The organism is Halopseudomonas sp. (assembly GCF_036960865.1).
Lineage (GTDB): Bacteria > Pseudomonadota > Gammaproteobacteria > Pseudomonadales > Pseudomonadaceae > Halopseudomonas.
In genome coordinates, this window is record NZ_JBALWE010000011.1 from 31377 (window position 1) to 45965 (window position 14589).

The 14589-nt window shown below is 58.6% G+C and carries 23 protein-coding genes; all 23 read left to right on the forward strand.

The window, feature by feature from the left end:
* Positions 1 to 18 precede the first annotated feature (18 nt).
* The 23 genes from hisI to map all read left to right on the forward strand — a co-directional run bounded on the left by hisI (position 19) and on the right by map (position 14586).
* Complete coding sequence (gene hisI / locus V7747_RS15490; RefSeq protein ID WP_335616916.1) at positions 19 to 432, forward strand: phosphoribosyl-AMP cyclohydrolase; 414 nt, start codon at positions 19 to 21, stop codon at positions 430 to 432.
* A 6-nt stretch (positions 433 to 438) separates the two neighbouring features.
* Positions 439 to 768 carry a phosphoribosyl-ATP diphosphatase gene (locus V7747_RS15495; protein ID WP_092287418.1) on the forward strand — a complete coding sequence of 110 codons (330 nt, stop codon included), beginning with the start codon at positions 439 to 441 and terminating at the stop codon, positions 766 to 768.
* A gap of 25 nt (positions 769 to 793) precedes the next feature.
* Positions 794 to 1024 (forward strand): twin-arginine translocase TatA/TatE family subunit, encoded by a 231-nt coding sequence (tatA, locus tag V7747_RS15500; protein ID WP_092287417.1) that lies wholly within the window; start codon positions 794 to 796, stop codon positions 1022 to 1024.
* Positions 1025 to 1043: 19 nt separating this feature from the next.
* Positions 1044 to 1448, forward strand: a complete 405-nt coding sequence (gene tatB, locus V7747_RS15505; protein ID WP_335616917.1) for a Sec-independent protein translocase protein TatB — start codon at positions 1044 to 1046, stop codon at positions 1446 to 1448.
* A complete protein-coding gene (tatC, locus tag V7747_RS15510; RefSeq protein WP_335617049.1) occupies positions 1435 to 2223 on the forward strand; it encodes a twin-arginine translocase subunit TatC in 789 nt (262 codons plus the stop codon). Before tatB ends, tatC begins: the two co-directional genes overlap by 14 nt.
* Complete coding sequence (locus tag V7747_RS15515) at positions 2220 to 2927, forward strand: 16S rRNA (uracil(1498)-N(3))-methyltransferase (RefSeq protein WP_335616918.1); 708 nt, start codon at positions 2220 to 2222, stop codon at positions 2925 to 2927. The genes tatC and V7747_RS15515 overlap by 4 nt, the downstream gene beginning before the upstream one ends.
* A 134-nt stretch (positions 2928 to 3061) precedes the next feature.
* A complete protein-coding gene (locus tag V7747_RS15520; protein ID WP_335616919.1) occupies positions 3062 to 3760 on the forward strand; it encodes a ZIP family metal transporter in 699 nt (232 codons plus the stop codon).
* A 473-nt stretch (positions 3761 to 4233) separates the two neighbouring features.
* Complete coding sequence (locus V7747_RS15525; RefSeq protein WP_335616920.1) at positions 4234 to 4653, forward strand: hypothetical protein; 420 nt, start codon at positions 4234 to 4236, stop codon at positions 4651 to 4653.
* A gap of 107 nt (positions 4654 to 4760) precedes the next feature.
* Entirely contained in the window at positions 4761 to 5363 is a 603-nt protein-coding gene (locus tag V7747_RS15530; protein WP_335616921.1) for a hypothetical protein, read from the forward strand.
* 68 nt (positions 5364 to 5431) lie between these two features.
* On the forward strand, positions 5432 to 5632 hold the full coding sequence (locus tag V7747_RS15535) for a hypothetical protein (protein WP_335616922.1): 201 nt from the start codon (positions 5432 to 5434) through the stop codon (positions 5630 to 5632).
* Positions 5619 to 6089 (forward strand): hypothetical protein, encoded by a 471-nt coding sequence (locus tag V7747_RS15540; RefSeq protein ID WP_335616923.1) that lies wholly within the window; start codon positions 5619 to 5621, stop codon positions 6087 to 6089. The genes V7747_RS15535 and V7747_RS15540 overlap by 14 nt, the downstream gene beginning before the upstream one ends.
* Before the next feature lie 54 nt (positions 6090 to 6143).
* Complete coding sequence (locus tag V7747_RS15545; RefSeq protein WP_335616924.1) at positions 6144 to 6425, forward strand: hypothetical protein; 282 nt, start codon at positions 6144 to 6146, stop codon at positions 6423 to 6425.
* 332 nt (positions 6426 to 6757) lie between these two features.
* Positions 6758 to 7312: a hypothetical protein gene (locus tag V7747_RS15550; protein ID WP_335616925.1), complete on the forward strand. Its 555-nt coding sequence runs from the start codon at positions 6758 to 6760 to the stop codon at positions 7310 to 7312.
* 133 nt (positions 7313 to 7445) lie between these two features.
* Positions 7446 to 7682: a cysteine-rich CWC family protein gene (locus V7747_RS15555; RefSeq protein WP_335616926.1), complete on the forward strand. Its 237-nt coding sequence runs from the start codon at positions 7446 to 7448 to the stop codon at positions 7680 to 7682.
* A gap of 346 nt (positions 7683 to 8028) precedes the next feature.
* A complete protein-coding gene (locus V7747_RS15560) occupies positions 8029 to 8343 on the forward strand; it encodes a hypothetical protein (protein WP_335616927.1) in 315 nt (104 codons plus the stop codon).
* A gap of 204 nt (positions 8344 to 8547) precedes the next feature.
* A complete protein-coding gene (locus tag V7747_RS15565) occupies positions 8548 to 8808 on the forward strand; it encodes a hypothetical protein (protein WP_335616928.1) in 261 nt (86 codons plus the stop codon).
* A 141-nt stretch (positions 8809 to 8949) separates the two neighbouring features.
* Positions 8950 to 9294, forward strand: coding sequence for a hypothetical protein (locus V7747_RS15570; RefSeq protein ID WP_335616929.1), 345 nt, complete (start codon positions 8950 to 8952; stop codon positions 9292 to 9294).
* 89 nt (positions 9295 to 9383) lie between these two features.
* Complete coding sequence (locus tag V7747_RS15575) at positions 9384 to 9872, forward strand: CPCC family cysteine-rich protein (RefSeq protein ID WP_335616930.1); 489 nt, start codon at positions 9384 to 9386, stop codon at positions 9870 to 9872.
* A 659-nt stretch (positions 9873 to 10531) separates the two neighbouring features.
* A complete protein-coding gene (locus tag V7747_RS15580) occupies positions 10532 to 10909 on the forward strand; it encodes a hypothetical protein (RefSeq protein ID WP_335616931.1) in 378 nt (125 codons plus the stop codon).
* Positions 10910 to 11155: 246 nt separating this feature from the next.
* The gene (locus V7747_RS15585) at positions 11156 to 13069 is read left to right on the forward strand and encodes an alkaline phosphatase family protein (protein WP_335616932.1); all 1914 of its coding nucleotides are present in this window, start codon (positions 11156 to 11158) and stop codon (positions 13067 to 13069) included.
* A gap of 101 nt (positions 13070 to 13170) precedes the next feature.
* Complete coding sequence (locus V7747_RS15590) at positions 13171 to 13473, forward strand: antibiotic biosynthesis monooxygenase family protein (protein WP_335616933.1); 303 nt, start codon at positions 13171 to 13173, stop codon at positions 13471 to 13473.
* Between the two features lie 113 nt (positions 13474 to 13586).
* Positions 13587 to 13793 carry a ParD-like family protein gene (locus V7747_RS15595; protein ID WP_335616934.1) on the forward strand — a complete coding sequence of 69 codons (207 nt, stop codon included), beginning with the start codon at positions 13587 to 13589 and terminating at the stop codon, positions 13791 to 13793.
* Complete coding sequence (map, locus tag V7747_RS15600) at positions 13786 to 14586, forward strand: type I methionyl aminopeptidase (protein ID WP_335616935.1); 801 nt, start codon at positions 13786 to 13788, stop codon at positions 14584 to 14586. Before V7747_RS15595 ends, map begins: the two co-directional genes overlap by 8 nt.
* The last annotated feature ends 3 nt before the right edge of the window (positions 14587 to 14589 follow it).

Consider the following 14589-nt stretch of genomic DNA (forward strand, 5'->3'; position numbering starts at 1 on the left):
CCGAACAACGACAGTCCCATGACCGATTCAACCCCCAACAACGACTGGCTCGACAGCATCAAATGGGATGCCGACGGGCTGGTACCAGCCATCGCGCAGGATGTGCACACCCAGCGCGTGCTGATGGTCGCCTGGATGAACCGCGAAGCCCTGCAACTCACCGTGCAGGAAGGCCGTGGTATTTACTGGTCGCGCTCGCGCAACCGCCTGTGGCGCAAAGGCGAGGAGTCCGGCAATGTGCAGCAGCTGCATGAACTGCGCCTGGACTGCGACGCCGACGTAATCATCCTGCAGGTCGAGCAGATTGGCGGCATCGCCTGCCATACCGGCCGTGAGAGCTGCTTCTATCGCGTCTTGGAAGACGGCGAGTGGCAAACCGTGGATGCCGTGATTACCGACCCGGCCACGCTCTACCAGAACCCGAAAGAGTGACCCAGCATGTCTGATACCCTGAGCCAACTGGCCGCCGTGCTGGAGCAGCGCAAACAGGCCGCCGCCGATTCATCCTATGTGGCCAGCCTGCACGCCAAGGGCCTGAACAAGATTCTCGAAAAGGTCGGTGAGGAGTGCACGGAAACACTGCTCGCCGCCAAGGACTGTCAGCACAGCGACGACAAGTCCGAGCTGATCTACGAAACTGCTGACCTGTGGTTCCACTCACTGGTCATGCTCAGTCATCTGGGCCTGGGCCCCGATGACATTCTCAAAGAACTCGAGCGCCGCTTCGATCTTTCCGGTCTGGAAGAGAAAGCCGCTCGCGCAAAGTAAACAGGGCTCTGCCCCGGAGGTTGTAATGGGTTTTGGCGGAATCAGTCTGTGGCAGCTGTTGATCGTATTGGCGATCGTCATTCTGCTGTTTGGCACCAAGCGTCTGAAAAACATCGGCGGTGATCTGGGTGAGGCCATCAAGGGCTTTCGCAAGTCCATGAACGACGATGACAAGCCCTCGGTCGAGAGCAAGCCGGGCGAAACCCTGGATGCCAAGGCCGAAGAGCACAAACAGGACACTCAGTCCAAGCCGTAACCTCAACAGGTCCTGACCCATGTTCGACATCGGCTTTCTGGAAATGCTGGTGGTGGCGGTTCTCGCCCTGCTGGTTCTCGGCCCCGAGCGGCTGCCCGGCGCCATTCGCACCGTCAGCCTGACCATCGGCCGGATCAAGCGCGGCTTCTCCGAGGTGCGCAGCCAGGTCGAGCGTGAAATCGGCGCCGATGAAATCCGTCAGCAGCTGCACAACGAGCGCATCATGGCCGAGCTCGACAAGCATGGCCTGAATCTCGGCAATCCGGCCAAGGGCAGCAGCAATGTGAAACCTGACGGTCAACAAAGCGTAACGCAAACGCCGCAGACTACAGCTAAGCCCGCGCCTGCGTCCCCGCAGCCGCCCGAAGACTCTGTCGCTGAAGAACCCCATGACCAGCAAGCACCCCGCCATGAGCAACCCTGAACTGCCGCCACCGGCGAAAACCGGCGGTGACATGCCGCTGGTCGCGCACCTGACCGAACTGCGCTCGCGCCTGCTGCGCATCGTCTGTATCTGGCTGGTGATCTTTGCCGGGCTGTTCTACTTCGCCAACGACATCTACAGCTTCGTCTCCGAGCCGCTGCGCGCGCTGATGCCCGAAGGCACCAGCATGATCGCCACCGATGTGGCCTCGCCGTTTCTCACACCCTTCAAGCTGACGCTGATCAGTGCGCTGTTTCTGGCCATGCCTTTTGTGCTGCACCAGATCTGGAGCTTTATCGCCCCGGGCCTGTACAAACACGAGAAGCGCCTGGCCGTGCCCCTGCTCGCCTCCAGCATCGTGCTCTTCTACAGCGGCATGGCGTTCGCCTATTACGTGGTGTTCCCGCTGGTGTTCGGCTTTTTCACCAGTACCGCGCCCGAGGGCGTAGCGGTGATGACCGACATCAACAGCTACCTCGACTTTGTGCTTACGCTGTTCATGGCCTTTGGCCTGTCGTTCGAAATACCGGTAGCCACCGTGCTGCTGGTACTGGTGGGTATTGTTGATGTGCAGTCGCTGACCAAGGCGCGCCCCTATGTGGTGGTCGGCTGCTTTGCCATCGGCATGGTGCTGACGCCGCCGGATGTGATCTCGCAGACGCTGCTGGCGGTGCCCATGTGGCTGCTGTATGAAGTGGGCATCGTATTCAGCCGCTTTGTCCGGGCGCGCCCGCGCAACGATCAGGCCGACGAGCAAGACACACCCACCACATGAACCTGCTGCTGCTGGAAGACGGCGACTTTACCGCTACAGATCAGGTGCGCCTGAGTGGCCGCCGCCTGGCCCACATGCAGGACATTCAGCAGGTCGCCGTCGGCGACAGCCTGCGCGTAGGGCGCATCAACGGCCTGATGGGGCAAGGCGACGTCACCGCGCTGACCAGTACTCACGCAGAATTACACGTCACGCTTGACCAATCACCGCCTGTCAAGTTGCCGCTCACCCTGCTGCTGGCCATGCCCCGGCCAAAGATGTTCCGCCGCATCCTGCAGCACTGCGCCACCCTCGGCGTTCCCGAGATCATCCTGCTGAACAGCTACCGGGTGGAAAAGAGCTTCTGGCAAACCCCCTTTCTGCAGCCCGAGGTGATCCGCGATAATCTGCTGCTTGGTCTGGAACAGGCACGCGATACCGTGCTGCCCAGCGTACGCATCGAAAAACGCTTCAAACCCTTCGTGGAAGACCACTTGCCAGCGCTCATCGACAATCGCTTGGCGCTGGTCGCCCACCCTGGCGACTACCCCGCCTGCCCACGCGGTATCGACCAGCCACTGACCCTGGCCATCGGCCCAGAGGGTGGCTGGATTCCCTATGAGGTCGACAAGCTGATCGAAGCCGGCATGCAGCCGGTACAGCTCGGCGAGCGAATCCTGCGCGTTGAAACGGCGGTAACGGCGCTGCTGGCAAGGTTGTACTGAGGCGAGCGCCGCGCTCGGCAGCAACCATTCCTTTATCTCCCGTTCGGGAAACTATTTGCGGCTGCGCTGCCTCCAAGCTCCACAACCACCTTCCCGAGCCAGGCGCCAGGCGCGCATTCTCAGAGAGCTGAAGCATGTTGCTGACCATCACCGTGATTCTTGTCGTCTCCGGCGCGCTGTTGCTTGGCGCGGTGTGGGGCATCTATGGGCGCCTGCCCAAACCGCTGGAAGGATTTGTCGTCGCGCTGGCCGGTGGCGCCCTGATGGTCTCCGCGGTGCTGGAGCTGATCGAACCTGCGATGCGCAAGGCGCCGCTATGGCAGGCGTTCGGCTTTGTCCTGCTGGGCGCGGCGGTATTTACCGGGCTGGCTTACCTGGTAAAAAAGAAGTGGGGCTCTGGCAACGGTGGTGGGCTTCTGGCTGCCATTACCCTCGACGGTATTCCCGAAAATCTGGCGTTGGGGGTCGCGCTGATCGGCGCGGGTCCTCTGCAGGTAGCTGCCCTCTCCGGGTCCATTTTTCTGTCGAATCTGCCTGAAGCCGCTGGCGGCGCCAGGGATATGGCCGCGTCCGGTCACTCCAGGCGCAAGGTCCTCGCCCTCTGGGCGGGTACCGCGGTGATACTGTCCCTTGCCGCCTTGGCAGGCAACCTGCTGATGACCGAAGTACCCCAGGCATGGTTGGCGCTGATCCAGTGTTTCGCCGGCGGCGCCGTGGTCGCCTCACTGGCCACCGAGGTATTCCCCAAGGCCTTCACGGAGGACGCCTACTGGGCAGGTGTTGCCACCGCTATCGGCCTGATACTCGCGCTTTACCTCAATCAACTCGCCTGATACGCAGCGCTGGCAGGGAGGCCAAAATATCGCTTGGAGCCACCATTGGCCTGGATTACTCTTGCCCTAGGCAAGGGACTGCCAGCCGCAACAACACATCCCGCTGACACTCCGCCACAGACTGCGCCACGCCCTTAGCTGCGGCTTGGCGAGTCCTGCTACGCCACTTTGCCGCTTTGCCCGGATTCAATCCTTGCCTTGGCCTACCGCCAGGCGCCGGTGCTGAATATCGGCAAGCCTGAAAAACAACCTGATAATGCTGCCCGACCGAACCGCGCAGCACCGAGGCCCCCATGCAAAGACGGCTTTCTCTCTGCTTGATACTCACCCTGCTCATATCCGCAATGTCCGCCTGCAGTACGGCACCTGTTAGCCAGCGCACAACCGCCACTTGGCCAACCTATGCCACCAGCCCTGCACACCTGAGCGCGGCCAAAGCATTCCTCATCAATATTGAGGCCGTGGAAATGTTCATGATCGGTTACAAGGTTGGGCTGAATGAGATAGCCCGAGAGCAGCCCGGCATGGCAGAACTGATGGATCGTGCGCTCGGCGATGTAACCGCCGACGACTTTCTCAATATGACCGCAGAGGTCTACGCGCACTATCTGACGCAAGCGCAGCTTACCGAGTTGGCAGAGCTCTCGGACAACTCCTCGGTGAAATCAATGTTTCGTACCATCCGCTGGAACGCAACGCAGAACAAACCCATCGACGAAGATGAGTTCACGAAAAAACTGGATGCCGATCAGCTTGAAGACCTACTCAAGTTTTCTCAGAGTGAAAGCGTCTTTGCAATGCAGCTAATGCTGCCGGAGATCAACCGAGAACTGGCAGAGAACGCACGCTTATACGGAGAGGCCAAACTGGTCAGCTACCTGAACGAGCAATGAGCTGTTAGTCAGAACGCCAACAGAAATGAGTCTGCTGCGTTATGGCAGACCGGTATTAGAAAAACAAAACGCTGCCAACCCACCAGCATGAGCCAAAGGACACCCCCATGCGCAAACAGCTCTGTCTCTGCACTGTAATTGCACTGCTGCTCTGTACCCTATCGGCCTGCAGCACCGCGCCCGCTAGCCAAACGCCTCACCAGGCCAAGCCTGACTACACACACATCAGCCCCGCCCACCTCAGCGCTGCCAAAGCCTTTCTCAATAACATCGGCGCAGGCCACATGGCCATGCTCGGCTATCAGGCCGGACTGCAGGAAATGGCGCAGGAACAACCCGGCATGGCCGAGCTGGTAGCCCGCGTGCTGAGCGATGTCACGCCTGACGACTTCCTGTACATGGCCGCGACAGCCTACGCACACTACCTCAGCGAGCAGCAGCTGAATGAACTCGCCCGCCTATCGGAAGACCCCGCCATTGCCGAGCTGTTTCAAACCGTGGCGCAGCACGAAGTGCAAGGCAAACAGCTCGACAGCGACGAAATGGCAAAGCACCTCAATGCCGACCAGCTCACCGCCATACTGCGGTTTGGCCAGAGTGACAGTGCCCGCGCCATGAAGCAGGCGCTGCCGGATATCAACCGCGATATGGAAGCGCAGGTAAAAGCCTTCGCCGAAGATAAAATGATTCGCTACCTGAAAGTGCTGTAAACCGGCGCTGCAGCGCTGACTACGCTCAAACAGGCCGCGTGATAGGCCAGCGTTACAAGGGACATCCCATGCAATTCAAGCAAGAAGCACTGAGCGCGTATCAGGCCAGGCCCGTCCTTGCGTTTTGCCGGGCGCTGGCCTGGCCAGGTATCGCGATTGAGGTAGTGCGCTTGCTGTTCTTCAACCGCTGCATCAGCCTGATGCTGATGATGCCGGCCAGGCAAAACCCAGTAAGCCCATCTGACATGAGACGCCATGGACGCCCTTGAAGCCCTGCTGAATCTGCTCTTGTACTGGCGTGTACTGGTCTGCCTCGCGGCCACCACGCTCATCGCACTGGCCCTGAATCTTGCGCTGCCCTGGTTCAGCGACCCGCAGACACTCGTGTTCGCCGTTGCCGGACTCGCACCCGGCCTGCTCTGGCACGCGCAATACGAGGCCGGCACCGAACCTTATACCGGGCCATACCTCAGCAGACCGGCCGCCGCTCTGACCGCATGTCTAGCCGGCATGCTCTGGGGTGCAGCCAGCGGCACCTCGCTGGCGGCAGCACTGACCGGCGGCCTGCTGCTCGCGCTGGTTCTTTTGCTCTGGTACCTCCGCCAGGCCCTGCTGGTGCATGGCGTAACGCCGCGCAGCGTGATCGCCTGCGGCAGCATAGCGCTGGCAACCTATCTGATCACCAGCTACCTCAGCCACGCGGTATTCAAGGCCTATCTCGCCTAGTGCGCGGCAAGCAACCGCAACGCAGAACGACCCACACAACAACAGGACAAGCCAATGGATGAGCTGATTGAAGGCGCAGCAAAAACGCTACTAAGAGTGCTTGGCGGCGCGCTACGCCTGATTATCTGGCTGGTGTGGGAACTGTGCTTCCAGATACTTGCCTGGTATGCCGGCTGGCCGCCGTGCCGCGTCATAACCCTCGGACATTACCCGCAAGAGGGTATTCACGACTACGACCACGCGCCCGATCTGCGATCCTTTGTGGTCTGCACGGTCGGCCTGGTCGCGATCTGCTCGCTGGCAGCACTGATTGGGTGGCTGCTGCCTGGCAGCTGATTTTCCATTGCCTGCAACGCTGTAGCAAAACCGCAACAAAACACTTGGAGCCGTCATTGGCCTGGATTATTCTTGCCGCAGGCAAGGGACTGCCAGCCGATCTACCCCGCGATACCTCGCTGAGACTCCCTACCCATCAAGCCATGCCCGCCATTCAACTGCGGCCCGGCAGATGCTGCCTGCAAATACTCAAGCCCATCTCCGACCTGCCGTCGTGGCCACCGCCACAGAGGAGTTAACCGCACACAAACGTAACCACGCTACGTTGGCCGACGCCTGTCCGCCACGCCCCTAATCTGTGCCCACTATAAAAACCAAGAAGAACACAAAAAATGAAAAGACTAGGAATCCTCGTCATCACCGCCACCCTGATGACCTCCGGCTGCGCCGCCTTTAAAGCCAACGACCTGCCAACGCTAGATCGCGAGAGCTACGCCGTGCAGAACCAGCAGCCCGTAAAGGTATTCAGCAGCTGGCGCGGCCGCGAAGGCAGCGCTGCGCACAAAAGGCACTTTGATACCGCCATTCGCGCCTCCGGTTGCTGCGACATTGTCGACACCGCAGACCAGGCCGACATCGTGATCGACGGCGTGGCCGTGGATCACAGCACCCCCGGTGCCGCTATCCCGGCGATGATCTCAGGCTTCACCTTTGGCGTGATTCCCTCATGGGCCAAGCTGCGCGTACACCTCAAGGCCACCGCCATCGAAGGCGAGAAAGAATACAAATATGACGTCTCCGACTCCGCCACCATGGTCATCTGGCTGCCCATGTTGCTGGCCATGCCCTTCACTGGCAACCCGCTGACAGTCGAACAGGACGTGTACCAAAACACCTACCGGAACCTGGTAACACGTATGAAGAATGACGGTCTGCTGACCAACTGAGCCACCAGCCAGCAGCGGTCGCCTTGATCGTTGCTGGCACCCACCGCCACACAAACGTATTCTGCCGGCAAGCACAGCCCCGCGCTGCCAGACACCTTACCCGCGGAGGCGCCAAGCAAAGAGGCAACCCCAGATGCAGACCGCTCAGACTGACCTTTGCCCGCTGTGCGGCAAGGCTAATCAATGCAGCCTCGCAGCCACAACGGAACCCGCTGCGCCTTGCTGGTGCTTCAGCACGCCCGTGAGCAAAGCCGCACTGGCACGCGTACCCGCAGAACAAATCGACAAGGCCTGCCTCTGCCCCAACTGCGCCGCCGGCCTGGAAGCCGCAGAGCCCGTCACCGTAGATCCTTCATCCCAACACCGTTAGCCCCCGACCAAAAAGCGCTTGGACTGGCCACAGGCCTGCACTATGCTCAGATCAGAGCAAAGGACCTGCCGGAACATCACCACACCTCCAGCAAAACTCCCTTCTCGACAGACAATGCCTTTGCGCATTGCCCCAGCCCCCAAATGGGTGCGGTAGTAATGAATGCGTGAAATCACGACGTCGCGCGAATACGTAACGAGCCAAATCGGAGACTGTAAGGCAATGAATTTAAAGGAAAAAACAATCGGGAAGACGACTCCTGGCCGGAGTTATCTCGAACGCGCGGTTATGTATTAATGCCGCGTGCTGTCTAACCACTGTTAAGCGTCAAGGAACAGCACGAGCAATGGCGAATAATTGGAACATACCGGTCTGGCTTGAAAAAGAGGTACGGGAGCGCGACGCGGTGTGCGTCTATTGCGGCAATGATTTTACCTCGGTGAAAGTCTCCAGGAAGTCCGCAGCTAGCTGGGAACACATCGTCAACGATGCCAGTATCGTTACTAAGGAAAATATCGCCCTTTGCTGTTGTGGCTGCAACGCGAGTAAAGGTCAAAAGCCTCTTTCCGCTTGGCTGCAAACCAGTTACTGCCGAGATCGTGGCATCACACCCGAAACTGTGGCGGCGGTGATAAAACAGGCTATCGAACGTGGCTTGTAGTTCAGCGCTTAACAATCGGCTGCACAGCGACCGATTCTCCGCCGCTCCGCGGCTACAAAACGGCGCGTGAGCCGGGCGTTAGCACTCAGGGAAATCATGAATCAGTGCCCTTGTTGTCGCGAGAAAACAATTAGTACTTGGCAAAAGTTCAAAGCTAGTGATCTCTATCCGGCGATATGTTCTTCGTGTGGAAAGTCGTCTCGTATGTCCACTAGTTTCAATGCAATCGAAGGCTTGGTAGGCACAATACTTTTCCCAGTTGTTGCTGTGCTTTCATTTTTAAATAAAACGTGGTTGCCGCTGATTGCTTTCGCATTTATCTTGGTGCTTGGTGCAGTCTTAAAGCTGGGATTCCTGCCAATGGTTGCAGTAAACGAAAAGGCGGTAGTCAAAAAATACTGGCTTGCTTTCGGCGCATTGGCAATGTTGTTTATCTGGTTGGTTTATGATGGTTTCATCAAATAAAATAGCTAACAAGCCAATCAACGGCAAGCCAAACCGCCACTTCGTTTCGCGCATGGGCTTCGCCCATTTTATATTATGCGCTACACTGCGCTCACGGTTCGCTCCCGTTATTGAGGCGTTATAAATTTATATGAGTAAAACATGGAAACAGTAACTTGCTACCGCCCACTCGGTGAAAAGGAACTGGAGCTACTAAAAGAGAGCGGCTTCAAAAAATGGCCCCCGAGATTGCCTGAGCAGCCAATCTTCTACCCCGTTACAAGCGAGGAGTACGCTGTAGAACTGACCCAATGGAATATCACGGACTTTGGGAAAGGATTCGTTTCGAAATTCGATGTAAAAAAGAGTTTCATGGACAGGTATCCTATTAAGACCGTAGGGGCAAAGCGCCATACAGAATGGTGGGTGCCCGCGGAAGAGCTGGAAGAATTGAACGATAACATCGTTGGTGAAATATTGATCATCGGTGAGTATGGCAACTCATAACAAGCGGCCATTGATGCCACTGGAAAGCGTGGTGGCACGCGTAAAACCACGCGCCCCAAGGCGGCGCGTTAGGGCAATCAACATTCAGAATGAGCAAACTAAAAGAGAAAAGAAATAGCTTTGAAAGCCTATCAAGTGAAATAAATCTTGGTATCGGCTCTCTATTCAAAAATATAAGTCGAGTTACCTGCCCATGCTGTGGCTATCCCACATTGGAGGAACGTGCCAACTACGAGATATGCGATCTATGTAACTGGGAAGACGACGGACAAGACGATCAAGATTCTGCAAAAGCTTTTGGAGGTCCAAACGGCGGGTATTCTTTAGATGAAGCTCGTGAAAACTTTGTGAAATATAGAACCATGTACTCGCCTGACAATAATACAACGATTACAGGTGCCGACTCCGAGGAAAGAGCGATATTAAAAAGCAAACTCATCCAAACATTCGAGGAAATGCTGCATTTGAATACCTCCAGGGTGAAAAGCTTATGGAAACAGGCTTTAGCAAATGAAAAAGACTTGCACAAAGAGCTAGAGCGCAGTATTCGAGCGTATGAAAAGTCAATCAAGCACTAACAAGGTGTTGAGTGCGGACCCTATTAACCCGATTCGGGGCTCATCCCTACTAGATTGGCTTCACACGAAAGCGGCTATTTGGTCAGACCAGGCTCTCAGCCGAAGCCCCTTGCTTTTCATACTCCTACAGGGTCATCAAACAGGCGCCAGCGTTCACCAATATATCAGTAGAGTACGGCCCCTAATTCAGGCCTTATACAGTAAAGGGATTTTCATGCACCTCCTAAGACCAACTAAAAGAAAAATTCGCACTAGCGTAATTTTTATACTTATCGGCTTTATTTTCTCAAACGTCTCACACCTAACCAAAAATGCAAGCAAGGACTACATAAACGGCATCTACTTTGAGGGAGAACGCCTTGAGGAGTACGAGAATATAATCAGGCAAAATGCGTGGGCTCAGCCTGGTCAATACGAATACCTCTCTGAGCTATATTCCGAAATGCCGCCGGCAGCACATAACAAGGTTAGGCTAGCGAGCCAGGTTAGCTTTTGGTTCCAGGTTATTTTCGGAATTTTGATTACCTATATAGGCGCCTGCCTTGCTCATCGCGAGCCAAAATCTCCACGCCTTACATAACAGCGAAGGTTGCCAAAACCCGCCTAAATCTGTGTCCTGTGTTTCACAGGGCCCTAACAGGAAAGGACAAGGACACCCCATGCCCCCACTCGCCCCATTACTCCTGATATGGCTCATGGCGCTGCCAGCCACCGTGCTGGCGGAGGTCGCCCCGCCAGCGGCGGCTGCGCTATTTCAGCAGCAGTTCACTGCCCTGACCGCCGCCGACTACGACCAGTTTGTCGTGCAGGCAGACGCGGACTTTGCGCAGGCGCTAACGCCCGAGCAGTTCAGCAAGCTGACCGATGCGCTCTCCGGTGTTTTCCAGCCCGGCGACACAACAGCCTACCTGGGCGTGCTGCGGCAAGACGGGGTAAGGGTGTATCTCTGGAAGGTCACACCGGCTGCGGCACAGACGGATTATTTGGTGAAGATGGCGCTGCGCGGCGAGAAGGTTGCGGGGTTCTGGATTCAGTAATGGCCTATTTGCGTTCTTGATGCGGCAGGGGCGCAGCCCGGCGTTAAGCCAAAAGCAGGGCCGCTACGACCCTGATTGCTTGCGCGTAACCGCTCAAGCACCGCCCACGTGCGGTCGACTGCAGGCTGCGGCGCCATCTCGGCAACCTCGCTGCGCGCCCTGCCCTACGCTGAACCAACAGGCGATTGTGCTCTCCAATAACCCGTTGAGATTGCCGAGAACACACCTGACTGAGCCAGAACGCCGATGCACAGCACGTCTGACCTTCCCGATCTGCTGGTGGGGCCCTTGGTCCGCCGCGTGGCACCCGAGCAGCTTCTGCTCTGGCTGGTGGCCTCGCGCCCGCTGGAGCTGACCGCTACGCTGCGCGTGGCCGATGGCGAGGCGCAGCAGCTGCCCCTGCACGACGCGCAGGTGATACCCATTGGCCGCCATGCCTTTGTTCATTTGCTCAGCGTAAAGCCCGCCTCGCCCCTGCCGCAGGACTGCCTGATTCACTATGACCTGCGCTGGCAAAACTCCGCTGGCGAGACCGGTCTGCGCGAAGCCGCGCCGCATCTGTGCCACGACGGCGAGCTGCCCTCGCTGATGATCGCCTCCCATAACCGCCGCCTGCTGCACGGCTCCTGCCGCAAGCCACACTTTGCCAGCGAAGACGCGCTGGCGCGCACCGACAGTTGGCTGGCCGAACGCCGCGATGATCCCGCACAACGCCCCTCCTGGTTATTGATGACTGGTGATCAGGTCTATGTCGATGATGTATCTGGCCCGTTGCTGGTAGCCAGCCACGCCCTGATCAAACGGCTCGGCCTGTTTGACGAAGCGCTGGAGGGCGCCACCGTGGCCGACAGCCAGGCGCTGTACCAGGCCACAGAGACCTACTACCGCCGTGAGCAACTGCTGCCGGATGTACCCGCCAACATGGCGGTACGCGACCGCTTTTTTGGCGGCGTACGCAAGCCGGTGTTTACCTCGGCCAATGCGCAGAACCACCTGATTACGCTGGCAGAAATGCTGGCCACCTATCTGCTGGTGTGGTCGCCGACGCCCTGGACGCTGATCGCGCCGGCCCCGCCGGGCGGCTTGAGTGAAGAAGAGCGTGAGCGCTACGACGCCGAGCAGGAGCAGATCAGCGCCTTCGTCGCAGGCCTGCCGCAGGTGGCAAGGCTACTGGCGCACCAGCCGACGCTGATGATCTTCGATGACCACGACGTCACCGACGACTGGAACCTGACGGCGGCCTGGGAGCGCACAGCCTATGGCCATCCTTTCTCCCGCCAGATCATCGGTAATGCGCTGCTCGCCTATCTGCTGTGCCAGGGCTGGGGCAACGATCCCGAGGCGGTTGAGCAGCCGCTTGAGCGCCTGGCCACACTGCTGAACAACGCAGCCGGTAGCGGCCAGCTCGAGGTGGCCGAGCAAGACCGCTGCATTAACGCGCTGCTGCAGTTCCACGGCTGGGAATACCAGATTCCCGGCACACCCACCTTGGTGGTGCTGGACACCCGCACCCGGCGCTGGCGCAGCGAGCGCAGCCCCTTCCGCCCCTCGGGTCTAATGGACTGGGAGGCCCTGACCGAACTGCAACAACGCCTGATCGACCAGACTGCGGTGGTGATCGTCTCACCCGCCCCCATGTTCGGCGTCAAGCTGATTGAAGGCGTGCAAAAGCTCTTTGCCCTGGCCGGCAAGCCACTGGTGGTGGATGCCGAGAACTGGATGGCCCATCGTGGCGCGGCCAAGGTGCTGCTGAACATTTTTCGCCACGGGCGCACACCCGGTAATTACGTGATTCTCTCCGGCGACGTGCATTACTCCTTTGTCTACGACATCGCCATCCGCGACCGACAACAGGGCCCACAACTGTGGCAGATCACCAGCAGTGGTTTGAAGAATGCCTTCCCGCCGCGCCTGCTGGACTGGTTCGACCGCCTAAACCGCTGGTTGTACTCGCCCGTTTCTCCGTTGAACTGGCTGACCAAGCGCCGCCGCATGCGCGTAACGCCGCGCGACCCGGACCGCGCCTCGGCCGGTGAGCGCTTGTGGAACGGCGCCGGTATCGGCCTGGTGGAGCTGAATCAACAGGGCCGGCCAACCGAGATTCGCCAGTTGGATGCGCGCGGCTTTGATGTGCGCTTTCCACCCGTCACACGCGACTGACCGCGCACGCCGGGCTCACAGCCTCAAGGTTGGCCCTCTCAGCCCGCTGGCGCGCATAATGGCCGCCACCGTTTTACTGTCACTACTGCAGGAGAAAAACCATGTTTATCGCCATGAACCGCTTCAAGATCAAGCCCGGCCACGAGCAGGACTTTATCGACATCTGGAAGAACCGCGAGAGCCTGCTGGAGACAGTACCGGGCTTCAGAAATTTCAACCTGCTGCAGGGCGCCACCACCGAAGACCACACCCTGTTTGCCTCCCACGCGACCTGGGATTCGCGCAGCGCCTTTGAGGCCTGGACTCATTCAGAGGCCTTCCGCGCGGCGCACGCCAATGCCGGTAGCCGCCGCGATATCTACCTGGGGCACCCGCAGCTGGAAACCTTTGAAGCGGTGCTCTGAGTTCACCGCGCCGATTGGCAGCCGCACTGCCGGAATGCACTGACCACCGGCCATTGCCTGCCCGCCCCATACAGCATACGATCTATATACGTTTCGTATATTCGGGTATTGCCATGGGCATTGTAAAAATCAACGACGATCTGCACGAAGAGGTGCGCAGGGCCAGCGCGGTGATGGTGCGCTCGATCAACGCGCAGGCCGAGTTCTGGATGCGCGTCGGCATGCTGGCTGAAGCCAATCCGGGGCTGTCTTACACGCAGCTGATGGCCGAGCAGATGAAACAGGCTGATATACAGCTGCGGCAGGTGGCGGATGCCTGAGGTCATCGTCAAGACAGAGGCCGAGCTGGCGCTGATGCGGGAGGCCGGCCGGCTGCTGGCCGCGGTCTTTGCCTATCTGGATGAACAGGTAAAGATCGGTGTTTCGACCATGCAGATCAACGATCTCACCGAGCGTTTTATCGTCGAGCAGTTGGGCGCACGCCCGGCGAGCAAGGGGCAATACGATTACCCGTATGTGCTCAACTGCTCGGTCAACCACGTGGTATGTCACGGGGTGCCCTCGCCAACCCAGCTGCTGAAATCAGGCGATATCGTCAACCTGGACATTACCCTGGAAAAGGGCGGCTTTATTGCCGACTCCAGCAAGATGTACCTGCTCGGTGAGATAGCGCCGCTAGCCCAGCGCCTGGTAGACAAGACCTACGAGGCCATGTGGGAGGGCATCAAGGTGGTGCGCCCCGGTGCCACCCTGGGCGATGTGGGCAACGCCATCCAACGGCACGCCGAAAAGCACGGCTACAGCATAGTGCGCGACTACTGCGGCCACGGCATTGGCCGCGAGATGCATGAAGCGCCGGAGGTGATGCACTTCGGCCAAAAGGGCAAGGGCCTGGTGCTGCGCGAGGGCATGACCTTTACCATCGAGCCGATGATCAATCAGGGCAAGGCCAAGGTGAAGCTGAAGAAGGATGGCTGGACGGTGGTCACCGCCGACAAGAAGCTGTCCGCCCAATGGGAGCACACCATCGCGGTGACCGCGACCGGTTACGAGGTGCTCACCCTGCGCGATGAGGAGCGCAGCAATCCGCTCCTCGTCGCCACCCCGGCCTAGACA